The following is a 21,297-nucleotide window of genomic DNA, read 5'->3' as shown; positions in this document are numbered from 1 at the left end:
GTCAGGTCGAGGTCGAGGGTCGGTGCGCGACCAGGACCAGCGTCCCGGGGACCAGCGCGCCGCGGGCGGGGGACCACTGGCCCCACTCCTGCGTCCGGCCCGGCGTCCACTCCGGCTCGACCAGGTCGTCGAGGACGAGGCCCGCGCCGACGACGGCCCGCACCCAGTCGCCGACCGTGCGGTGGTGCTCGACGTAGACCGTCCGCCCCTCGCCGTCGGTCTCCACGTACGGCCGCCGGTCGAAGTAGGACGAGACGACCCGCAGGTCCCCGGGGTCGGGGGAGTCCGGCAGCGGCCAGCGGAACGGGTGGTTGACCGACGCGGCGAACCGCCCACCCGGGCGCAGCACCCGCGCCACCTCCGCCAGCGCCCCCTCGACGTCGGCCACGAACGGCAGCCCGCCGAACGCCGAGCACACGACGTCGACGGACGCGTCGGCCAGCGGCAGCGCGCCGACGTCGGCCTGCAGCAGCGGGACCGCGACGCCGGTGGACCGGTTGAGCTCCGCGGCCCGGGCCAGCATCCCGCCGGAGAGGTCCAGCGCCACGACGTCGGCACCGGCCCGGCGCAGCCACCGCGCGCACGGCGCCGATCCGCAGCCGACCTCGAGCACCCGGCGGCCGGCGACGTCGCCGAGCAGGGAGGCGTCGGCCTCGCGCAGCCCCTCCGGGCACCACAGGAAGTCGACGTCGCCCAGGTCCTCGCCGTGCTCGGCGAGGTAGGCCGGTGCGGCGGCGTCCCACCAGCCGCGGTTGGCGCGGGCGGACTCCGCCGACCCGGCCGGCCGGCGCTCGACGCCACCGGCGGCGGGGTAGCCGTCGGGGCCGAGGGGGAGCTCGGGCAGCGGGGTCATGACACGCCCAGCGTGACACGCCGTGCGGGCCCGGCAGAGGTCGCCCACCCAGGTGGACCCGGGTGCGCGCGCGTCCGTACCATGGGGGGTGCGCCAGAGGTCTGTCAGTGCTGTCCCCGCAGGGGATCGGCGCGCGCCGGCTCTCCCCGCTCCCGCGGTCACCCGGCCGCGGTACCCCCGTCCCTACGCACCCCCCGTCCGGAGCACTCGACCACATGACCTCCACCCAGGTCCGTCCTGACAGCACCCCCCAGATCGCGGTGAACGACATCGGCACCGCCGAGGACTTCCTCGCCGCGATCGACCAGACGATCAAGTACTTCAACGACGGCGACATCGTCGAAGGCGTCATCGTCAAGGTCGACCGGGACGAGGTGCTGCTGGACATCGGCTACAAGACCGAGGGCGTCATCCCCTCGCGTGAGCTGTCCATCAAGCACGACGTCGACCCCAACGAGGTCGTCAAGGTCGGCGACGAGGTGGAAGCCCTCGTCCTCCAGAAGGAGGACAAGGAGGGCCGGCTGATCCTGTCCAAGAAGCGCGCCCAGTACGAGCGCGCCTGGGGCACGATCGAGGCCAAGAAGGAAGCCGACGAGGTCGTCACCGGCACCGTCATCGAGGTCGTCAAGGGCGGTCTCATCCTCGACATCGGCCTGCGCGGGTTCCTCCCCGCCTCGCTGGTCGAGATGCGCCGCGTCCGCGACCTGCAGCCCTACGTGGGCCGCGAGCTCGAGGCGAAGATCATCGAGCTCGACAAGAACCGCAACAACGTCGTCCTCTCCCGCCGGCAGTGGCTGGAGCAGACGCAGTCCGAGGTCCGCAGCGAGTTCCTCAACAAGCTCGCCCGCGGCCAGGTGCGCACCGGCGTCGTCTCCTCGATCGTCAACTTCGGCGCGTTCGTCGACCTTGGCGGCGTGGACGGCCTCGTGCACGTCTCCGAGCTGTCCTGGAAGCACATCGACCACCCCTCCGAGGTCGTCGAGGTGGGCCAGGAGGTCACCGTCGAGGTCCTCGACGTCGACCTCGACCGCGAGCGGGTCTCCCTGTCGCTGAAGGCGACGCAGGAGGACCCGTGGCGTCAGTTCGCCCGCACCCACCAGATCGGCCAGGTCGTGCCGGGCAAGGTCACCAAGCTGGTGCCCTTCGGTGCGTTCGTCCGGGTCGACGAGGGCATCGAGGGCCTGGTCCACATCTCCGAGCTGGCCGAGCGCCACGTGGAGATCCCGGAGCAGGTCGTGCAGGTCGGCGACGAGATCCTCGTCAAGGTCATCGACATCGACCTCGACCGGCGCCGCATCTCGCTGTCGCTCAAGCAGGCCAACGAGGGCGTCATCGGCGACGAGGAGCAGTTCGACCCCGCCGCCTACGGCATGGCCGCGTCCTACGACGAGCAGGGCAACTACATCTACCCCGAGGGCTTCGACCCCGACACCGGCGAGTGGCTCGAGGGTTACGAGGAGGCCCGCGAGACCTGGGAGCGGCAGTACGCCGAGGCCCAGGCCCGCTTCGAGGCGCACCGCAAGCAGATCGCCGCGGCCCGCGAGGCCGACGCCGAGGCTGCTGCCGGGGGCAACTACACCTCCGGTGCCGAGGCCGGCCCCGAGGCCGCCACGGGCGGCACGCTGGCCAGCGACGAGGCGCTCGCCGCGCTGCGCGCGAAGCTCGCCGGCGGGGAGTGACCCGCTGACCGTCGGCTGACGGTCTGATCGACGACAGAGGCCCAGGACCCGCGAGGTCCTGGGCCTCTGTCGTGCGTGCACCCGGCCGGAGGCACGGGAGCAGGGGTGCCCGCCCGCCGTCCCCGTCCGGGCGGGCACCCGGTCTGTGGTGGCCCCGCGGGGCCCCGCTCAGAGGCTCAGGATGATCGCGAACGCCGAGCGCGGGCGGCCACCGGCGGCAGCGAGCGCCTGCCAGGTGTGCCGGCCGGCCGGGGCGGCGTCGAGCAGCCAGCGCAGGAAGCTGCGGCGCGCGGGCGCGGCGGCCTGCAGCGCGCGACGCTCCCGGACGGCAGGCAGGTCGGCCACCCGGATGCCGCCGGCACGCTCCACCCGGTGCCGCCCCGCTGCGGAGGAACCGGCGGGGACCGTCGCGACGGCGGTACGGGACTGCGACATCGTCAGTGCCTGCCTCTCTCGGCTGCGTCCCCCTCCGTGGGGAACCGACGAGGCGGACGTTAAGAGGAGTGACGGGTGTGACTGGAGCGACGCGCCGTGTTCGACGGGCAGGTGTTACCCCTCTGTGACCGCCGCCCGCGCGCTCGTTACCGTCCGTACGTGCTGCGCATCGGGTTGACCGGCGGGATCGGGTCGGGGAAGAGCACGGTGGCGGCGCTGCTGGCCGCCCGTGGAGCGCTGGTGGTCGACGCCGACCGGATCGCCCGGGAGGTGGTCGAGCCGGGCACCCCGGGGCTGGCGGCCGTCGTCGAGGTGTTCGGCCCCGGTGTGCTGACCGCCGAAGGAGCGCTGGACCGCCCGGCGCTGGCGGGGATCGTCTTCGCCGACCCCGACGCGCGGGCGCGGCTGGACGGCATCGTCCACCCGCTGGTGCGGGCCCGGGCACAGGAGGTCATCGGCGCGGCGCCGGACGACGCCGTCGTCGTGCAGGACGTGCCGCTGCTGGTGGAGACCGGGCAGGCCGGCGCGCACGACCTCGTGCTGGTCGTCGAGGCCGACCTGGAGACCCGGGTGGCCCGCCTCGGGCTGCGCGGGCTGTCCGAGCAGGACGCCCGGGCCCGCATCGCCGCGCAGGCCACCGACTCGCAGCGGCGGGCCGTGGCCGACGTCGTCCTGGACAACAGCGGCACCCCCGAGGACCTCGCCGCCCAGGTGGACCGGTTCTGGGACACGCACGTGGCGAGACGGGCCCAGCGTCCGGGTGGCGGTGACGTCCACGCATGACCGCGACGAGCGCTCGAGCCGACAGTGGGCGTCCTCGCTCTCCGTTGAAGGTGGAGGTCCTCGCACCCGCCGACGGCCCCACGGGGGAGTGGACCCTCCTCACGCGCGAGTGGGAGGGGCTGGCCGCCCGTGCGGGGGCGGTGTTCGCCACACCGGCCTGGGCCTGGTCGGCTCACCGGCACACGGGGCGGGGGTGGCCGCTGGTGATCACAGCTCGAGACGAGGGTGACCTCGTCGGCCTGCTCGCCCTCACCGTCCGGCGCCGGTGTGGCCTGTCGATCCTGTCCTTCCTCGGCGCAGGTCCCAGCGACTACGGCACGATCCTCGTGGATCCCGACTCACCGCAGGACCAGCCACGGATCCTCGACGCGCTGCTCGACGCCGCACGTGCGGTGGTGCCGGGGAGCCTCCTGGACCTCGAACAGGTCTCCGACGCGGACCCGGTCCTCCCTCTCCTGCAGGACTGGGGGCGCCGGCGGGGGCTGAGCGTCCACTGCCGGCGGCAGTCGGAGAGCATGCAGGAGGTCTTCCAGGTCGAGAGAGGCGTACCCGTACCGCCCAAGACGAGGAGCATGCGCCGTCACGGTCATCGGACCCTGCGACTGCTCGAGTCGCTGGGCGAGGTCGAGGTGCTCGCCGACCTGCTCTCGCGGGTGCCCACGCGAGCCGAGGTGCTCTCGCTGGCTGACGAGTGCGCCGCGGTCGACGCCGGCCATCCCCAGGCGAAGCGTCGCACCCATCCCTGGAGGGGTCCTTCCGGCGCGCTGCTCCGGGACTTCCTGTCCGCGGCACCCTCGTCGTCGCGGTGGTTGTCAGGCGTCCGCGTCGACGGCCGCCTCGTCGCCTATCAACTCGACCTGGTCGCTCCCTCGACGGTGGCCACCTACTACGCCTCCTACCACGCCGACGTCGCGCCCTTCGGGGTGGGCACCTACCTCGAGAGTCAGAGCAGGGTCCGTGCAGCGAAGGCGGGAGCAGCCCAGATCGACTTCCTCCGCGGTATGCAGCCGTACAAGTTGAGGGCCGCCAACGTGCAGCACACCTCCTACCGTGTCCAGTTGGTGCCGGGAGGTGTCATCCGTGGGAGCCACGGCCGAGCAGTGGGCGCGGCACTCGCGTGGCGGCAGATCGTGCGACGCCACCGGCGGCTCGTCAACGGTGTCCGGAGGGTCCTCCGGCTCGGTCCGGGTCTCCCGGCTCGGTCCTGTCGCGCGAGCGCCGGCAGGAGGAGGCCGGTGAGCGGGACCCCGACCCACCCTGGTGACGATCCGCCCCCGGCGGCGTGAGGGGCGACGTCTCCGCAGGACGACGAGAGCCCCGGACCGCGGGGGTCCGGGGCTCTGCGTGCCGGTGGGCGATACTGGGTTCGAACCAGTGACCTCTACCGTGTCAAGGTAGCGCTCTACCACTGAGCCAATCGCCCGAGTCCGGTCAGTCGACCGGCCCGCTCCACCGCGCTCGGCGAGGAGGCGAGGTGGAGACGGGATTTGAACCCGTGTAGACGGCTTTGCAGGCCGTTGCCTCGCCTCTCGGCCACTCCACCGCACACACGGGCGCCGGTCTCGCGACCAGCGCCCGAGGTCCCGAGCGGACGACGGGATTCGAACCCGCGACCCTCACCTTGGCAAGGTGATGCTCTACCAACTGAGCCACGTCCGCGTTGCTGTGCTGCTGTCCTGCCGTGTCGCTGTCGTGCAGGGAGAACGATACCCGACCACCACAGGGGCTTTCACGGGGGGTCCCCCCGCGGGGTCAGCGCGTCCCGGGGTCGGCGCCGCCGCCGGAGAGGAGTGCGGCCAGCGCGTCGTCGACGTCGAGGGCCGCCGTCTCCTGCCCGGAGGGCACGAGCTCCTCGGTCCGCTGCAGGAAGGCGGCGACGGTGGCGCGGGACAGCTCGAAGAGCGCCTCGCCCGAGGGTGCGCGCAGGTGCAGGTAGAGGACGTCGCCACTGGTGCGGGCCGGCCAGACCCGCACGTCGCCGTCGCCGGCCGGCCGCTCGAGCCCCGCGGCGAGCAGCTCGCGGCCCAGCAACCAGGTGATGCCGTCGTCGACGGGCTCGTCGGCGTCGCCGAAGCCGATCCGCACCGCGAACGGGTCGGACACCGCGTAGGAGAGGACGGCGGGCACCTCGGTCCAGGAGGTCGGGCCGACCAGGTACAGCGTCGTGGGGACGGTGTACCCGGGGGAGGAGCGGTGTGCCATGTCGCCTCGTTCCATGATCGGTAGAACGACCGGAACGGCCGGATGTTGCGCCGACCGGTCTCCGGGCGTGTCGCCCGTGCGGACGAGGGCCGCCGGTGGACGTCGTCTCGACCTGTCCGGCTCCCTCGAGGGGAGGCACTACCCGGCGTGGTGAACCGTGACGCCTCCCTGTGGCGAACGGTACGTGTGACGATGGGAGCCGTGACGCGTCCGGCACGACGTCCGGAGGGCGACCCCGGCGACGCGGACCTGGTCGCCCGCGTGCGCGCCGGCGAGCGGGGTGCCGTCGACGACCTCTACGACCGCTTCCGGCGGCCCGCCTTCGCGCTGGCCCGCCGGATCCTCGCCGACGACACCCTCGCCGAGGACGTCGTCCAGGACGTCTTCCTCACCGTCTGGCGCGATCCGCACGCCTACGACGGTGGCCGCGGCAGCTTCGCCTCCTGGCTGATGGCGATGGTGCACCACAAGGCCGTGGACGCCGTCCGCCGCGAGGAGTCCCACCGCCGCCGCCAGGCCCGCGCCGAGGACGACCTCGCCCTCAGCGCGCCCACGAGCGCCCGTGACGTCGAGGACGACGCCTGGACCCGGCTGGTGGCCGAGCGGGTGCGCGCCGCGCTCGGCACGCTGCCCGACGCCCAGCGCGAGGCGCTGACCCTGGCCTACTACGGCGGCTACACCCAGCGCGAGGTCGCCGCCCTGACCCGCGCGCCGCTCGGCACGGTCAAGACCCGCATGCTCGCCGGGATGCGCCGGCTCAAGGAGGAGCTCGGTGCCGTGGCCGGAGGCACCGCCGGCGGCGCGCTCAGCGGCCCCGCCGCGGTCGACGGAGGAGCCCGGTGAACCCGCGCGACGACGATCACGAGCCCTACGACGAGCTCGCCGTCGGCTGGGCGCTGCACGCGCTCGAGCCGGAGGACGAGACGCTCTTCGGCGCCCATCTGCCCAGCTGCCCCCGCTGCGCCCGGACCGTCGCCGAGACCTCCGAGGTGATGTCCGCGCTGGCCGGCGACCTGCCGCAGGCCGAGCCGAGCGAGGGGCTGCGCGACCGGCTGCGTGCCGCCGTCGAGCAGACCGAGCAGCTGCCGCCCCCGGCCGGCGCCGACCTCCCGGCCGACGTCCCCCCTGCCCGGCCGTCCGGCGCCACCGCCGCGTCCGGCGGGCGCCGCCGCACCGACGCCCCCGCGGCGACGGGCTTCCCGGGATACGAGCCGCCGGCCGCGGCGCCCGTCCCGCCCGCGCCCACCGCGTGGCGGCGGGTGCTGCCCAACGCCCTCGTCGCCGCCGCCGTGGCCGCGATCCTGGCGCTGGGCACCTGGAACGTCGTGCTCAGCTCCGCCCGCGACGACGCGCAGGCGGCCGCCGCCGAGCAGGCCCAGGTCCTCGACTCGGTGCTGCAGCCGGGCCGGGCGACGATCGCGCCCGTCTACCGCGACGGCGACGGTGAGCAGGTGGCCACCGTCGTCGCCCGCGAGGCGCAGCTGGAGGTCGTCACCCACGGGCTGCAGGTCAACGACGACAGCGACAGCGTGTACGTGGTGTGGGGGATGGTCGACGACTCGCCCGTGGCGCTCGGCACCTTCGACGTCGTCTCCCCACAAACGGACCTCCGGACCGTAGGCTCCGCCTCGACCGGGCTGGACGGTTACGTGGGGTACGCGATCAGCATCGAGCCCGGTCGTCAGATGCCGTCGGAACCGACGGACGTGGTGGCGAGCGGGCAGGTGACCAGCTGAGCGGACAGGACACGGTGCCCCCGCTCCCGCGGGAGCGGCGGGCACGACCGACCGCGGAGGAGCGGCGGGAGCAGTACGCGAGCGACGGCCACCACAGCCTGCGCGAGCGCATCGCCGACACCGGCTGGCGCCGCCGCCTGGGCGCCCGCCGCTCGCTCGACCACGCCTACCGCGTCTGCGTGGGCATCATCGGCGGGCTGATCGTGGCCGTCGGCCTGGTCACCATCCCGCTGCCCGGCCCCGGCTGGCTCACCGTCATCGCCGGCCTGTTCGTGCTCGCCAGCGAGTTCACCTGGGCCGAGCGGCTGCTGGAGTACACCAAGCGCAACGTCAAGGCATGGACCGACTGGCTCGGCCGCCAGCCGGTCTGGGTGCGGCTGGGCATCGCCGCGCTGACGGCGGCCTTCGTCTACGGCGTCCTGGTGGTCGTGCTGCACGTGATGGGCGTGCCGGACTGGGTGCCGGGGTGGGTGCCGCTGTGGCGGTGACCGTCTGGCATCATGGACGGCGCAGCGGGCGATTGGCTCAGTGGTAGAGCGCTTCGTTCACACCGAAGAGGTCACTGGTTCGAACCCAGTATCGCCCACCGCGGGAAGGGCCAGGTCACCCCGGAGACGGGGGAGCCTGGCCCTTCCTGGTGTCCGGGGTCGTGGCGCGGCCCAGCGGGTCCGGTGGCGGGCGTGGACGACCTCCTCGGCGGCCGGCCGCTCGCGCGCGGACCGCACGACGTGCGGCGGCGCGTCGGGTCCGGCGGCTCCGGCTCCGCCGTCGAGCGAGGTCGTCATCGAGTGACGAACCCGGCCATGCGGCCGTGACCTGCGCCGGGCCCGGGAGTCGTCGACGGGCCCACCCCGCGCGAGAGGCCCGGGTCCCGCGAGGGGACCCGGGCCTCTGTTGTGAGGGGGCTGCCGTGAGGGGGCTGCCGTCGTCAGGCGGCGGGGCCGTAGGTCAGGTGCGCCACGCCGTTGCTCAGCGCCTCGACGCCGACCAGGGACAGCTTGGTCTGCGGCCGGCCCTCCGGGAACAGCCGGATGCCCGAGCCGACGGCCACCGGGTAGACGTAGAGGTGCAGCTCGTCGACCAGGCCGTCGTCGACGAGCCCGCGGACGAGGGTGGCGCTGCCGCTGACGTAGAGGTCGTGGTCGGCCTTGAGCTCGCGGATGCGGTCGGCGTCGTAGCCGCCGAGGGCCGTCGAGTTCCGCCACACGCCCTCGGCGTCGGTCAGGGTGGAGGAGACGACGTACTTGGTCGTGTCGTTGAAGAACGGCGCGCCCGGGTCCTCCTCCTCGGTCCGCGTCGACCACGCCGGGGCGAACATCTCGAAGGTGGTGCGCCCCAGCAGGATGCCCGTGGCCGGCGCGGTCAGCGCGCCGATGGACGTCGCCAGGTCGTCGGGGAAGCCGTAGTCCACCGTCCACATCGGTGCGTCGACGACGCCGTCGACGGTGGTGAACTCGTGCACCCGGATGACGCCCATGTCTGTCTCCTCGCGAGGTCGGTCGGCCGCTGTCGGCCGGTCGGTCGGTCTCGTGGGGTCAGACACTGGCCGATCCCGTTTCTCATCGGTGAGTGACCCGCCGACTGCCACGATGCGCCGGTGACCGACCAGCACCCGCCCACCCTCCCCGACGGCGGCCAGTGGCCCGGGCCGGGCCCGTACACGCTGCGTGCGGTCGTCGAGCTCGATCTCGCCCTCGAGGCGGACGTGCGGGTCGACGCCGCGTACGCCGTCGTCACCGACCTCGCGGAGCGGGCGTTCGGGCACGGCTGGCAGCGGTGGTACGGCGAGGCGCTGGAGGCCGAGGGGGTCACCGACCCGCGGCGGGTGCTCGACCACGACCACGTCGCCGAGGCCGTCCTCGCCCGCCTGCGGCACCGGATGCGCGAGGACGAGGCGGCGCCGGACCCGCCGTCGGAGGACCTCGGCTGGTACGCGTACCCGCCGGGCGTCCACCCCGGCCGCGCGCGCTTCCGCCGGGCGGTCCGCCGCCGGGAGAGCGCGCTCGCCGCGGCGGTGGCCCCGCGCCGGCCGCGGGTGGCCGGGCGGCGCCGCCGGGGCTGAGTGGCCGATCCCTCAGGCGCGCGGCACGGTCCGGGCGCACCATGGAACCGATGGCACTGGACAGGGCCGCCCGCCTCGAGGCGGCCGTGGAACGGGACGGCCCCACCTGCATCTGGTGCGGCCGCGCTCTCACCGGGCAGGTCGCCGCCACCACCGAGCACGTCGTGCCGCGGGTCAAGGGCGGCCCGTCGTGGCTGGAGAACGAGGTGGCCGCCTGCGGGCGCTGCAACGGTGAGCGGGGGCACACCGCGCCGGTCGAGTGGCTGGAGGAGTGCCTGCGCCGCGGCTGGCCGGCCGACGAGGTGCGGCTGGCCCGGGTCCTCGCCGACCTGGCCGCCGCGATCGCCGTCCGCGGCGGGCAGCGCAGGGCCCGGCCCTACCTGGAGTCCCAGCTCCGCCGGCTGCGCAGGCGCGGCGCCCTCGCCGCCTGACCCGCCGCCCGGCCGGTCGTAGCGTGACGCCGTGGGCACCGTCGTCGGCATCTCGGTCTACCCCGTGCGCGGCTGCGCCGGCACCCCGCTCGAGCGGGCCGACGTCGGCCCGGCCGGACTGGCCGGGGACCGTGCGTTCGCCGTCGTCGACCCGGCCGGGCGGGTGCTGCGCGGCCGGGACGTCCCCGGCCTGGCCGGCGTCACCCCGACCGGGCACCCGGACCTGGACGCCGCCGCCGTCACCGCGGCCCTGGGGCAGGCGGTGCGGCTGGAGCCGCTGACGGGACGTCCCGAGGGTGCCGCGGCGGTGCACCTGGTGTCCCGCCAGGCGCTGGACCGGGCGGCCGCGGGGGTCGTCCCGGCCGGCTGCGGCGCCGAGGACCCCCGCGCGAACCTCGTCCTCGACCTGCCCGCCGACGACGAGCGCTCCTGGGTGGGCCGGCGCCTGCGGCTGGGCTCGGCGGTGCTGCAGGTCACCCGGCTGCCCAAGCACTGCCTGGGCGTCTACGCCGAGGTCGCCGAGCCGGGCACGGTCGCCGTCGGCGACGAGGTCGTCCCCGCGTAGTCGGGTGCCCGGCCAGGGGGAGGGCGCTCGTTAGGCTGGCCGGTGCGCGTCCGCCCCGGCGGACGCCCTCCCGAGCACCTCGCGACCCCCAGGAGACCCCGTGTCCGCCGCGCCCCGTCCTGCTGCCACCACCCTCGTCCGGGTGCCGGCCGGGACGACGGCCGAGCAGGCGCTCAAGGACGCCGGGGTGGCGCTCAAGGGCCCCGACGGCGCGGTCGTCGTCCGCGACGTGGCCACCGGCGACCTGCGCGACCTGGCCTGGGTGCCCGGCGCCGACGCCGAGGTCGAGCCGGTGCCGGCCGCCAGCCCCGAGGGCCGCGCGGTCATCCGCCACTCGACCGCGCACGTGCTCGCCCAGGCCGTGCAGGACCTCTTCCCCGGCACCCGCCTGGGCATCGGCCCGCCGGTCGAGAACGGCTTCTACTACGACTTCGACCCCGAGAAGCCCTTCACCCCGGAGGACCTGCAGGCGCTGGAGAAGCGCATGCAGCAGATCGTGCGGGCCGGCCAGCGCTTCGCCCGCCGGGAGGTCAGCGACGACGACGCCCGCGCCGAGCTGGCCCACGAGCCGTACAAGCTCGAGCTGATCGGCCTCAAGGGCGGTGCCGGCGACACCGAGGGCGCCGACGTCGAGGTGGGCGGCGCGCAGCTGACCATGTACGACAACCTCGACGCCCGCACCGGCGACCGCGTGTGGACCGACCTGTGCCGCGGTCCGCACCTGTCGCGCACGAGCACCATCCCGGCGTTCAGCCTCACCCGCTCGGCGGCCGCCTACTGGCGGGGCAGCGAGAAGAACCCGCAGCTGCAGCGCGTGTACGGCACCGCGTGGGAGAGCCGCGAGGCGCACAAGGCGTACCTGGAGCAGGTGGCCGAGGCCGAGCGCCGCGACCACCGCCGGCTGGGCGCGGAGCTGGACCTGTTCAGCTTCCCCGACGAGATCGGCTCGGGGCTGGCGGTGTTCCACCCGAAGGGCGGCGTCGTCCGGCGGGAGCTGGAGGCCTACAGCCGGCAGCGGCACGAGGAGGCCGGGTACTCCTTCGTCAACACCCCGCACATCACCAAGGGCCGCCTCTTCGAGATCTCCGGGCACCTCGACTGGTACGCCGAGGGCATGTACCCGCCCATGCAGCTCGACGAGGAGCGCGACGCCGAGGGCACCGTCCGCAGGCAGGGGCAGGACTACTACCTCAAGCCGATGAACTGCCCGATGCACAACCTGGTGTTCGGGTCCCGCGGCCGGTCCTACCGGGAGCTGCCGCTGCGGCTGTTCGAGTTCGGCACCGTCTACCGGTACGAGAAGTCGGGGGTCATCCACGGGCTGACCCGCGCGCGCGGCTTCACCCAGGACGACGCGCACATCTACTGCACCCCCGAGCAGATGGCCGGCGAGCTGCGCGGCCTGCTGGACTTCGTGCTCGGCCTGCTCGCCGACTACGGCCTGTCCGACTTCTACCTGGAGCTCTCGACCCGCAACCCGGAGAAGTCCGTGGGGTCCGACGAGAGCTGGGAGGTGGCCACCGAGGCGCTGCGGCAGGCCGCGCTCGACTCCGGCCTCGAGCTCGTGCCCGACCCGGGCGGCGCGGCCTTCTACGGCCCGAAGATCTCCGTGCAGGCTCGCGACGCGATCGGCCGCAGCTGGCAGATGTCGACCATCCAGGTCGACTTCAACCTGCCGGAGCGCTTCGGGCTGGAGTACACCGCCGCCGACGGCTCCCGGCAGCAGCCGGTCATGCTGCACCGCGCGCTGTTCGGCTCGATCGAGCGCTTCTTCGCCGTCCTCACCGAGCACTACGCCGGCGCGTTCCCCGCCTGGCTGGCGCCGGTGCAGGTGGTCGGCATCCCGGTGACCGACGACCAGGTCGGCTACCTCACCGACGTCGCCCTGCGGCTGCGCGCCCGCGGCATCCGGGTCGAGGTCGACGACTCCGACGACCGCATGCAGAAGAAGATCCGCAACGCCAGCAAGCAGAAGGTGCCCTTCGTGCTCATCGCGGGGGCCACCGACGCCGAGGCGGGCGCGGTCTCCTTCCGCTACCGCGACGGCAGCCAGCGCAACGGCGTGCCGGTGGCCGACGCCGTCGAGGCCGTCGTCGCCTGGGTGGCCGCCCGGCACAACCCCGACCCCACCGCCGACGCGCCGCTGGAACGGCCGTGACCGTCGGCCCGGAGGGCTTCACCGTCCCCGTCTCCAGCGACGACGGCGGCCCGGCCACCGTCTTCGAGCACCTGTGGACGCCCTACCGGATGGCCTACATCCGCGGCTCCGGCAAGCCCACCGGCGAGCACGACTGCCCGTTCTGCCTGATCCCGGCGATGGCGGACGAGGACGGGCTGGTGGTGGCGCGCGGGGAGACGGTGTTCGCGGTGCTGAACCTCTACCCCTACAACGCCGGGCACCTCATGGTGGTCCCCTACCGACACGTGCCCGACTACACCGACCTGACCGATGCCGAGGTCGCCGAGCTGGGCGCGTTCACGCAGACGGCGATGCGGGTGGTGCGGCAGGTGACCGGAGCGCACGGCTTCAACATCGGCATGAACCAGGGGTCGGTGGCCGGTGCCGGCATCGCCGACCACCTGCACCAGCACGCGGTGCCCCGCTGGGGCGGGGACACCAACTTCATGCCGGTCATCGGCCTGACCCGGGTGCTGCCGCAGGTGCTGGCCGAGACCCGCACGCTGCTGGCCGCGGCCTGGCCGGGCGGCGTCCGGCCGGCACCGGCGGGGGACTGACCCGTGCTGGGGTCGGGCGCCCGGGCGGCCGTCGGCCGGTTCTGGGCACCGGTGGTGTCGCGGCTGGCGCGGGCCGGGGTCACGCCGGACGCGATCACCGTCACCGGCACGGTCGGCGCGATCGCCGCGGCCGTGGCGCTCATCGCCCACGGGGTCCTGTTCTGGGGCGCGTTCGCCGTCACGGTGTTCGTGCTGCTCGACATGCTCGACGGCGCCCTGGCGCGGGCCCGCGGCGGTGGCTCGGCGTTCGGCGCGGTGCTCGACTCGGCCTGCGACCGCGCCGTCGACGCCGCCGTCTTCGGGGCGCTGGTCTGGTGGTACACCGGCGCCGGCGGCGACCGCCTGCTGGCGCTGCTGGCCCTCGTCGGCCTGGTCCTCGGCGTGCTGACCAGCTACATCAAGGCCCGCGCCGAGGGCGTGGGGATCCCCTGCGACGTCGGGCTGGTGGAGCGCACCGAGCGGCTGATCCTCGTGCTCGCCGGGACCGGTCTCACCGGCCTGGGGCTCCCGTACGCCGTCGACGTGGGCCTGTGGCTGCTCGTGGTGGGTGGCGCGGTGACCGTCGCCCAGCGCGTGGTCGCCGTGCGCCGCGGCGCCGCGGGCAGGTCGCTGACGCCGTCGGCCCCGGCCCCGTGAGCGGTCTGCGGGCCCGGGTCCTGCCCCGGCTCACCGACCTGGGCTACGCGGCGGGCTGGCAGGCGGTGCAGCGGCTGCCCGAGCCGGTGGCCCGCGGCGCCTTCGACGCCGCCGGCCGGTACGCCGCCGGCCGCGCGGGCCGCGGTGCCCGCCAGCTGCGGGCGAACCTGCGCGTGGCCACCGGCGGGAAGCTGTCCGAGGACCAGCTCGACGAGCTCACCGCCCGGGCGCTGCGCTCCTACGCCCGCTACTGGCAGGAGGCCTTCCGGCTGCCGCGGCTGGACCCCGCACGGGTCGTGGGGGACACCGTCGTCCGCGGCGTCGAGCACGTGGCGGCCGCCCGGGACGCGGGCCGGCCGCTGGTCATGGCCCTGCCGCACAGCGGCAACTGGGACGCCGCCGGGGTCTGGTTCGTCGACTGGCTCGGGGGCCCCTTCCTGACCGTCGCCGAGCGGCTGCGCCCGGAGTCGCTCTACGAGCGGTTCGTCGCCTTCCGCGAGACGCTCGGCATGCGGGTGGTGCCGCTGACCGGCGGCAGCCGGCCCAGCGCCACGGTGCTGCGCGAGTGGCTCGACGACGGCGGCGTGGTCTGCCTGCTGGCCGACCGGGCGCTCGGGGACGGGGGCGTGCCGGTCGAGTTCTTCGGGCGTCCGGCCACGATGCCCGGCGGCCCGGCGCTGCTGGCCGCCCAGACCGGCGCGGCCCTCCTGCCCATGGTGTGCCGGTTCACCGCGCGGGGCTGGGAGCTCGACTTCCGCCCCGAGGTGCCGCTGGACGGCGCGACGCGGCTGCGCGACCGCGTGCGGTCGGCGATGCAGGGGGTGGCCGACGCGTTCGCCGCGGGCATCGCCGAGCAGCCCGAGGACTGGCACGTGCCCGGCCGGATCTGGGCCGACGTGCCGCCGGACCCACCGGCCGGGGAGCGCCGCTGATGCGCGTCGGGCTGGTCTGTCCGTACCAGTGGGACGTCCCCGGGGGCGTCCAGTACCACGTGCGCGACCTCGCCGACACGCTGCGCGGGCTCGGCCACCACGTCGAGGTGCTGACCCCCGCCGAGCGCGAGGAGTCGCTCCCCGACCGGTGGGTCACCTTCGCCGGGCGGACCGTGCCGATCCCCTACAACGGGTCGATGGCCAGCGTGCAGTTCGGGCCCGTCTCGGCCTCCCGGGTGCGCCGCTGGCTGCGCGAGGGGCACTTCGACGTCGTCCACGTGCACGACCCGGCGCCGCCGTCGATCGGCCTGCTGGTCTGCATGATCGCCACCGGGCCGATCGTGGCCACCTTCCACGCCGCCACCGTCCGGTCGAAGTGGCTGGCCGCCTGGGGGCCGGTCGTGCGGCCGTGGCTGGAGAAGATCACCGGCCGGATCGCCGTCTCCGACTTCGCCCGCCGCGTGCAGGTCGAGCACCTCGGCGGCGACGCGGTGATCATCCCCAACGGCGTGCACGTGGACGCCTTCGCCGACGGGCCGACGCTGCCCGGCGTGCAGCGCGGCGTCGACGGGCCGACCATCGGGTTCCTCGGCCGCTTCGACGAGCCGCGCAAGGGCCTGCCGGTGCTGCTGGAGGCGATGCGCACCGTCCTGCGCGAGCACCCCGGCGCCCGGCTGCTGGTGGCCGGCCGGGGCGACCCCGACGCGCTGCGCGAGGGGCTGGGGGAGGACCTGCGCGCGCACGTGGCGCTGCTGGGGGAGATCTCCGAGGCCGACAAGGCCGCCTTCCTGCGGTCGGTGGACGTCTACTGCGCCCCCAACCTGCTGGGGGAGTCCTTCGGCGTGGTCCTCATCGAGGCGATGGCCGCCGGCGCGCCGATCGTGGCCAGTGACCTCGACGCCTTCACCCGGGTCCTCGCCGACGGCGCCGCCGGGGTGCTCGTGCGGCGCGGCGACAGCGCGGCGCTGGCGCGGGCCCTGTCGGACCTGCTCGCCGACCCCGCCCGCCGGGAGGCGCTGTCGGCGGCCGGCCGCGCGGCGGCGGCCGGCTACGACTGGCAGGTCGTCGCCCGCCGCGTGCTCGCCGTCTACGAGACCGTCGTGCTGCCCGGTGCCGGTGAGGTGACCGTCAGCGACGACGAGTCGTGGGCGCAGGTGACCGGGGCGAGCAGCGCCACCGACGGGGTGTTGCCCTCCCTGCTGCGGCGGGTCCGGCGCTAGCGTGACCGGTCGTGACGCCCGACGCCCTGGTGCTGGTCGTGGGCGTCGCCGTGCTCCTGCTCGCGGCCTGGACCGCCTGGACGCTCACCCGGCTGCGCCGGCTGGAGGCCCGCGTCGCGCGGGCCCGGGCGGTGCTCGACCACCGGCTCCGGCACCGCGCCGCGCTCGCCGAGGACCTCGCGTCGGTGTACAGCGCCGCCCTGGGTGAGGACCGCGCGAGCCGGCTGAAGACCGCCGCGTACGAGGCCCGCGAGACGCCGGCCGGCGACCGGGAGCTGGCGGAGAACGCCCTCGGCCGGGAGCTCCGCGCGCTGCCCCGGGACGTGCCGGGGGTGCCCCGGGCGCTGCTGGCCGACCTGGCCGAGGCCGACGCCCGCATGGGCCTGGCCCGGCGCTTCTACAACGACGCCGTCCGCGACACCGCGCTGCTGCGTCAGCGCCGGCTGCCCCGCCTGCTGCGGCTGCACGCCGACCGCCCGCTGCCGCGCTTCTTCGACGTCGAGGACGGCCTGGACGCTGTCCCGCTGGGGGCCGGGGTCCCGCGCGCCTGAGCGGATCGGTCTCGGGCGGGCCGGACACGAACCGGCCGACGGTAGGATCGTCGCGGTGCGCCAGGGCGACGTCGTGGCCACCAGCTCCACCCCGAGCTGACCGGGGACACCCGGGCCCACGAGCCGATCGTGGGGATCGTGCGGTGCGCGGTCGGCGGGGCGGTGGCAGTCCCCAGTGGCGCCGGTGCCGGCGCCCCCGACCCGGAGGAGCACTGTGAGCGGCCATTCCAAGTGGGCGACCACGAAGCACAAGAAGGCCGCCATCGACGCCAAGCGCGGCAAGCTGTTCGCCAAGCTGATCAAGAACGTCGAGGTCGCGGCGCGCACCGGTGGGGGTGACCCGGCGGGCAACCCGACGCTCTACGACGCCATCCAGAAGGCGAAGAAGAGCTCGGTCCCCAACGACAACATCGACCGCGCGGTCAAGCGCGGGTCCGGCGCCGAGGCCGGCGGCGTCGAGTACCTGAACATCACCTACGAGGGCTACGCCGCGGGCGGCGTCGCGGTGCTCATCGAGTGCCTCACCGACAACAAGAACCGGTCGGCCTCCGAGGTGCGCACCGCGATGACCCGCAACGGCGGCTCGATGGCCGACCCCGGCTCGGTGTCCTACCTGTTCACCCGCAAGGGCGTCATCGTCGTGCCGCAGGCCGACGGCGTCGACGAGGACACCGTGCTCATGGCCGTCCTCGACGCCGGTGCCGAGGAGGTCCGCGACCTCGGCGACACCTTCGAGGTCGTCTGCGAGCCCGGCGACCTGGTGGCCGTCCGCACCGCGCTGCAGGACGCCGGCATCGACTACGACTCGGCCGAGGCCGGCTTCGTGCCCAGCGTCACCGTCGAGCTCGACGAGGAGGGCGCCGGGAAGGTGTTCCGCCTCATCGACGCGCTCGAGGACTGCGACGACGTGCAGAACGTCTACGCCAACTACGACGTCCCCGACGAGGTCATGGCCAACGTGGGCTGATCGCCACGGGCGCCCCACCGGTCCCGGACACCCCGGCGGTAGCGGCCCGATCCGGCCCCCAGGTCCCAGCATGGGCGGGTGGCCGGAGCGTGGACGCGCGTGGCGCGCGCGGGCGTCGCCCTGCTGCTGACCGCCGGCGTGCTGGGCGTCCTCGCGCCGCCCACCCCCGGGGCGGCGGCCACGGTCCCTGCCGCGGTGGTCGCGGGCGTCCCGGCCGCCGAGGGCGACCCCGTCGGCCGGCGGCCCGCGGTCGGCCAGGTGCCCCGGGCGACCGCCGCACCGACGACCGCCGTGCCCGCTCCCGGGCCGGCGGCCGACCCGGTGCCGTCGCCGGCGTCGGCGCCGGTGCCCGAGCCGGTCGTGGCCGCCCCCGAGCAGCCCGGGCCGGGGCCGCGGGCCGTGGCCCTGCCGCTGGACGTGGCGGCCGGCGGCTCGACGCAGGTCGTCACCGTGGTGGCCGCCTCGTCCGGGGCCACGACGGCGGAGCTGACCGGGTGGGAGCTGGGCCCCGGCGGCTGGACGGTGGTACACGGCCCCTGGCCGGCCCGGGTCGGCGCGTCCGGCGTCGGGGCGGCCCGCGAGGGCGCCACCCGCACGCCGGCCGGCACCTTCCCGCTCCCCGAGGCGTTCGGCCGCGCGCCCGACCCCGGCAGCGGGCTGCCCTACCGGCAGGTCGACGAGCAGGACTGGTGGGTCTCCGACGTCGCCAGCCCGCTGTACGACCAGCACGCCCGCTGCGCCCCCGGGACCTGCCCGTTCGACGAGGGCGCCGGGGAGAACCTGCTCGCGGCCGGCGCGGTCTACGACCACGCCGTGGTGATCGGCTACAACCCGGCCGGGATCCCGGGCGCCGGGTCGGCGTTCTTCCTGCACGTCAGCGACGGCGCCCCGACCGCGGGCTGCGTCGCGCTCGAGCGCGGGCGCCTGCAGACGCTGCTGCGCTGGCTGGACCCCGCGGCCGGACCGCTGATCGCCATCGGTGTGGGCTGAGCCGAGGGCGGCGTGTTGCGTTCCCGCGCCGTCGTCGGGGACGGTTACCGTGACCGTCGAACACGCGTTCGGTGAGAGGGGGAGCGGGCATGCGGGTGCTCGGCATCGACCCGGGGCTGACCCGGTGCGGCTGGGGGGTCGTCGACGGCCGTCCCGGCGCGCGCCCGGCCGCCGTCGGGGTGGGCGTGATCCGCAGCTCCGCGGAGCTGGACCTGGAGCTGCGGCTGCTGGAGCTGCACACGCAGGTGACCGCGCTGCTGCGCGAGCACCGGCCCGACGTCGTGGCCATCGAGCGGGTGTTCACCCAGAACAACAAGGGCACCGCCACCGGCACCGCGCAGGCGGCCGGGGTCGCGGCACTGGCAGCGGCGCAGGCCGACCGCCCGGTCGCCTGGCACACGCCCAGCGAGGTCAAGGCGGCCATCTCCGGCAACGGCCGCGCGGACAAGGAGCAGGTCACCCTCATGGTCACCCGGGTGCTGGGCCTGGCGTCGGCCCCCAAGCCGGCCGACGCCGCCGACGCCCTCGCGCTGGCCGTCTGCCACGTGTGGCGGGGCCCGGCGCAGCAGCGGCTGAGGGTCGCCGCCATCGCCGGCGGCATCGGCGCGCCGGTGGTGCAGCGGACGCTGCCGCGCTGGCAGGGGGTGTCGCGGTGATCGCCTCGGTCAGCGGCCGCGTGGCGGCCGTCTCGCCCGACGGCGCGGTCGTCGAGGTCGGCGGCATCGGCCTGGCGGTGCAGTGCACCCCGGGCACCATCGCCCGGCTCGCGGTGGGGGAGGACGCCCGCCTGGCCACCAGCCTGGTCGTGCGCGAGGACTCCCTGACCCTCTACGGCTTCGCCGACGACGACGAGCGGCAGCTGTTCGAGCTGCTGCAGACCGCCAACGGCGTCGGCCCGCGGCTGGCGCAGGCGGTGCTGGCCATCCACCCGCCCCGGGAGGTCCGGCGCGCGGTCTCGATGGCCGACGTCAAGGCGCTCATGCAGGTGCCCGGCATCGGCAAGAAGGGCGCCGAGCGGCTGATCCTCGAGCTGCGCGACCGGCTGGGCACCACCACCGCCGACACGCAGCTCGACGGCCCGCCGGCCGCCGGCGCCGCGCCGATCACCGCCGTGGCGCCCTGGCGCGACCAGCTGTCCTCCGCGCTGGTCGGGCTCGGCTGGTCCACCCGCGAGGCCGACACCGCGCTCGCCGCGCTGGCGCCGGTCGCCGACGAGCAGCTCGCCGGTACCGGCCGGGTCGACGTCGCCGCGCTCCTGCGCCAGGCGCTGCAGCTGCTGGGCCGGTCGTGAGCGCCCCGTTCGACCGGTCCCTGACCGGGGAGCTGGAGTCCGGCATCAGCCGGGACTTCGGCGTCTCGCCGCAGGCCGGGGACGAGGAGCGGGTCGTCGAGTCGGCGCTGCGGCCCCACTCGCTGCACGACTTCATCGGCCAGCCCAAGGTGGCCCGCCAGCTCGCGCTGGTCCTCGAGGGCGCGAAGCGCCGGGGCCGGCCGCCGGACCACGTGCTGCTGTCCGGCCCGCCCGGGCTCGGCAAGACGAGCCTCGCCCTCATCATCGGCTCGGAGCTCGGCACCTCGGTGAAGATCACCAGCGGCCCGGCGATCGAGCGCTCCGGCGACCTCGCGGCGATGCTGTCCAACCTCGGTCCCGGCGACGTGCTGTTCATCGACGAGATCCACCGCATCGCCCGGCCCGCCGAGGAACTGCTGTACATGGCGATGGAGGACTTCCGCGTCGACGTCGTCGTCGGCAAGGGGCCCGGTGCCACCGCCATCCCGCTGGAGATCAGCCCGTTCACCCTCGTCGGGGCGACCACCCGGGCCGGCCTGCTCACCGGGCCGCTGCGCGACCGCTTCGGCTTCGTCGGGCAGATGGAGTTCTACGAGCCCGCCGAGCTGCAGCTGGTCCTGGCGCGCAGCGCCGAGCTGCTCGGGGTCGAGCTCACCGACGACGGCTCGGCGGAGATCGCCGGCCGCTCGCGGGGGACACCGCGCATCGCCAACCGGCTGCTGCGCCGGGTCCGCGACTACGCCGAGGTGGAGGCCGACGGCCGGGTGACCCGCGCGGTCGCCCGGGCCGCCCTCGCGCTCTACGACGTCGACGACCTCGGACTGGACCGCCTGGACCGGGCGGTCCTCGAGGCCCTGGTCGTGCGCTTCTCCGGCGGGCCGGTGGGTGTGTCCACGCTCGCCGTCGCGGTGGGGGAGGAGCCGAGCACCGTGGAGGAGGTGTGCGAGCCCTTCCTCGTGCGCGCCGGCCTGCTCGCCCGCACCCCGCGCGGGCGGGTGGCCACCGAGGCGGCCTGGCGGCACCTCGGCCACCCGGTGCCGCGCGGCGGGATCCCCCTCGGTGGTGTCACAGCCGTCCCGCGTGACCCGGGGGCGTCGTCGGAACCGCTCTTCGACGCCTAGACTCATCGGCGCTGGCGCGCAACTCGGCCCCTCCCGGGCCGACCGGTCCCGGCCGCGCGGATCCCGTGTCGGCGTGGGCCGGTGTCCGCGCGCCACGACCGACGTAC

General features: G+C 75.2%; 24 protein-coding genes and 4 tRNA genes. 21 read left to right on the top strand and 7 right to left on the bottom strand.

Annotated features, from left to right (window positions below):
• Position 1: 1 nt before the first annotated feature.
• Positions 2–853 (bottom strand): class I SAM-dependent methyltransferase, encoded by an 852-nt coding sequence (locus JD79_RS18820; protein WP_110006754.1) that lies wholly within the window; start codon positions 851–853, stop codon positions 2–4.
• A 215-nt stretch (positions 854–1,068) separates the two neighbouring features.
• Between JD79_RS18820 and rpsA the strand changes: the two genes are divergently transcribed.
• Entirely contained in the window at positions 1,069–2,532 is a 1,464-nt protein-coding gene (rpsA, locus tag JD79_RS18815; RefSeq protein ID WP_110006753.1) for a 30S ribosomal protein S1, read from the top strand.
• Between the two features lie 168 nt (positions 2,533–2,700).
• Here the strand turns inward: rpsA and JD79_RS18810 are convergent, their stop codons facing one another.
• Positions 2,701–2,967, bottom strand: a complete 267-nt coding sequence (locus JD79_RS18810; RefSeq protein ID WP_110006752.1) for a hypothetical protein — start codon at positions 2,965–2,967, stop codon at positions 2,701–2,703.
• A 159-nt stretch (positions 2,968–3,126) separates the two neighbouring features.
• Here JD79_RS18810 and coaE point away from each other — a divergent pair, with 159 nt between their 5' ends.
• Both coaE and JD79_RS18800 read left to right on the top strand, forming a co-directional pair.
• The gene (gene coaE, locus JD79_RS18805) at positions 3,127–3,750 is read left to right on the top strand and encodes a dephospho-CoA kinase (protein WP_110006751.1); all 624 of its coding nucleotides are present in this window, start codon (positions 3,127–3,129) and stop codon (positions 3,748–3,750) included.
• Positions 3,751–3,953: 203 nt separating this feature from the next.
• The gene (locus JD79_RS18800) at positions 3,954–5,036 is read left to right on the top strand and encodes a GNAT family N-acetyltransferase (protein WP_146220488.1); all 1,083 of its coding nucleotides are present in this window, start codon (positions 3,954–3,956) and stop codon (positions 5,034–5,036) included.
• 65 nt (positions 5,037–5,101) lie between these two features.
• Here JD79_RS18800 and JD79_RS18795 read toward each other — a convergent pair.
• The 4 genes from JD79_RS18795 to JD79_RS18780 all read right to left on the bottom strand — a co-directional run bounded on the left by JD79_RS18795 (position 5,102) and on the right by JD79_RS18780 (position 5,952).
• Positions 5,102–5,173 (bottom strand) — tRNA-Val (locus tag JD79_RS18795).
• Positions 5,174–5,222: 49 nt separating this feature from the next.
• A tRNA-Cys gene (locus JD79_RS18790) sits at positions 5,223–5,293 on the bottom strand.
• Between the two features lie 43 nt (positions 5,294–5,336).
• A tRNA-Gly gene (locus tag JD79_RS18785) sits at positions 5,337–5,409 on the bottom strand.
• Positions 5,410–5,502: 93 nt separating this feature from the next.
• On the bottom strand, positions 5,503–5,952 hold the full coding sequence (locus JD79_RS18780) for an SsgA family sporulation/cell division regulator (RefSeq protein ID WP_110006749.1): 450 nt from the start codon (positions 5,950–5,952) through the stop codon (positions 5,503–5,505).
• Between the two features lie 192 nt (positions 5,953–6,144).
• On the opposite strand from JD79_RS18780, the gene JD79_RS18775 reads away from it, so the two are divergent.
• From JD79_RS18775 to JD79_RS18760, 4 genes are all read left to right on the top strand, one after another.
• Complete coding sequence (locus JD79_RS18775; RefSeq protein ID WP_245900218.1) at positions 6,145–6,795, top strand: sigma-70 family RNA polymerase sigma factor; 651 nt, start codon at positions 6,145–6,147, stop codon at positions 6,793–6,795.
• Entirely contained in the window at positions 6,792–7,688 is an 897-nt protein-coding gene (locus JD79_RS18770; protein WP_110006747.1) for an anti-sigma factor domain-containing protein, read from the top strand. Before JD79_RS18775 ends, JD79_RS18770 begins: the two co-directional genes overlap by 4 nt.
• A 14-nt stretch (positions 7,689–7,702) precedes the next feature.
• Positions 7,703–8,176, top strand: coding sequence for a TIGR02611 family protein (locus JD79_RS18765; RefSeq protein WP_245900217.1), 474 nt, complete (start codon positions 7,703–7,705; stop codon positions 8,174–8,176).
• Positions 8,177–8,202: 26 nt separating this feature from the next.
• Positions 8,203–8,274 (top strand) — tRNA-Val (locus tag JD79_RS18760).
• 342 nt (positions 8,275–8,616) lie between these two features.
• Here JD79_RS18760 and JD79_RS18755 read toward each other — a convergent pair.
• Complete coding sequence (locus JD79_RS18755) at positions 8,617–9,165, bottom strand: dihydrofolate reductase family protein (protein ID WP_110006746.1); 549 nt, start codon at positions 9,163–9,165, stop codon at positions 8,617–8,619.
• A gap of 120 nt (positions 9,166–9,285) precedes the next feature.
• Here JD79_RS18755 and JD79_RS18750 point away from each other — a divergent pair, with 120 nt between their 5' ends.
• From JD79_RS18750 to ruvB, 14 genes are all read left to right on the top strand, one after another.
• Positions 9,286–9,750 (top strand): hypothetical protein, encoded by a 465-nt coding sequence (locus JD79_RS18750; RefSeq protein ID WP_110006745.1) that lies wholly within the window; start codon positions 9,286–9,288, stop codon positions 9,748–9,750.
• Between the two features lie 50 nt (positions 9,751–9,800).
• Positions 9,801–10,181 (top strand): HNH endonuclease, encoded by a 381-nt coding sequence (locus tag JD79_RS18745; RefSeq protein WP_211308055.1) that lies wholly within the window; start codon positions 9,801–9,803, stop codon positions 10,179–10,181.
• Positions 10,182–10,212: 31 nt separating this feature from the next.
• A complete protein-coding gene (locus JD79_RS18740) occupies positions 10,213–10,746 on the top strand; it encodes an MOSC N-terminal beta barrel domain-containing protein (RefSeq protein WP_110006744.1) in 534 nt (177 codons plus the stop codon).
• A 100-nt stretch (positions 10,747–10,846) separates the two neighbouring features.
• Entirely contained in the window at positions 10,847–12,904 is a 2,058-nt protein-coding gene (gene thrS / locus JD79_RS18735) for a threonine--tRNA ligase (protein WP_110006743.1), read from the top strand.
• Positions 12,901–13,482, top strand: coding sequence for an HIT family protein (locus JD79_RS18730; RefSeq protein WP_211308054.1), 582 nt, complete (start codon positions 12,901–12,903; stop codon positions 13,480–13,482). The genes thrS and JD79_RS18730 overlap by 4 nt, the downstream gene beginning before the upstream one ends.
• 3 nt (positions 13,483–13,485) lie before the next feature.
• A complete protein-coding gene (gene pgsA, locus JD79_RS18725; protein ID WP_110006742.1) occupies positions 13,486–14,118 on the top strand; it encodes a phosphatidylinositol phosphate synthase in 633 nt (210 codons plus the stop codon).
• Positions 14,115–15,050 carry a phosphatidylinositol mannoside acyltransferase gene (locus JD79_RS18720; RefSeq protein WP_110006741.1) on the top strand — a complete coding sequence of 312 codons (936 nt, stop codon included), beginning with the start codon at positions 14,115–14,117 and terminating at the stop codon, positions 15,048–15,050. The genes pgsA and JD79_RS18720 overlap by 4 nt, the downstream gene beginning before the upstream one ends.
• Positions 15,050–16,270 (top strand): glycosyltransferase family 4 protein, encoded by a 1,221-nt coding sequence (locus tag JD79_RS18715; protein WP_110006740.1) that lies wholly within the window; start codon positions 15,050–15,052, stop codon positions 16,268–16,270. Before JD79_RS18720 ends, JD79_RS18715 begins: the two co-directional genes overlap by 1 nt.
• A gap of 11 nt (positions 16,271–16,281) precedes the next feature.
• Positions 16,282–16,821, top strand: a complete 540-nt coding sequence (locus tag JD79_RS18710) for a hypothetical protein (RefSeq protein WP_110006739.1) — start codon at positions 16,282–16,284, stop codon at positions 16,819–16,821.
• Between the two features lie 214 nt (positions 16,822–17,035).
• Positions 17,036–17,788, top strand: a complete 753-nt coding sequence (locus JD79_RS18700; RefSeq protein WP_110006738.1) for a YebC/PmpR family DNA-binding transcriptional regulator — start codon at positions 17,036–17,038, stop codon at positions 17,786–17,788.
• 78 nt (positions 17,789–17,866) lie between these two features.
• Entirely contained in the window at positions 17,867–18,778 is a 912-nt protein-coding gene (locus tag JD79_RS18695) for a L,D-transpeptidase family protein (protein ID WP_211308053.1), read from the top strand.
• 89 nt (positions 18,779–18,867) lie between these two features.
• Positions 18,868–19,434 (top strand): crossover junction endodeoxyribonuclease RuvC, encoded by a 567-nt coding sequence (gene ruvC, locus JD79_RS18690; RefSeq protein ID WP_110006737.1) that lies wholly within the window; start codon positions 18,868–18,870, stop codon positions 19,432–19,434.
• Positions 19,431–20,069 (top strand): Holliday junction branch migration protein RuvA, encoded by a 639-nt coding sequence (gene ruvA, locus JD79_RS18685; protein ID WP_110006736.1) that lies wholly within the window; start codon positions 19,431–19,433, stop codon positions 20,067–20,069. Before ruvC ends, ruvA begins: the two co-directional genes overlap by 4 nt.
• Positions 20,066–21,190, top strand: a complete 1,125-nt coding sequence (ruvB, locus tag JD79_RS18680; protein WP_110006735.1) for a Holliday junction branch migration DNA helicase RuvB — start codon at positions 20,066–20,068, stop codon at positions 21,188–21,190. Before ruvA ends, ruvB begins: the two co-directional genes overlap by 4 nt.
• The last annotated feature ends 107 nt before the right edge of the window (positions 21,191–21,297 follow it).

The sequence above is a fragment of the Geodermatophilus normandii genome, from assembly GCF_003182485.1.
GTDB classification, from domain to species: domain Bacteria; phylum Actinomycetota; class Actinomycetes; order Mycobacteriales; family Geodermatophilaceae; genus Geodermatophilus; species Geodermatophilus normandii.
Note: the sequence above shows the minus strand (reverse complement) of the source record. Positions and strands in the feature narration are given on the sequence as shown.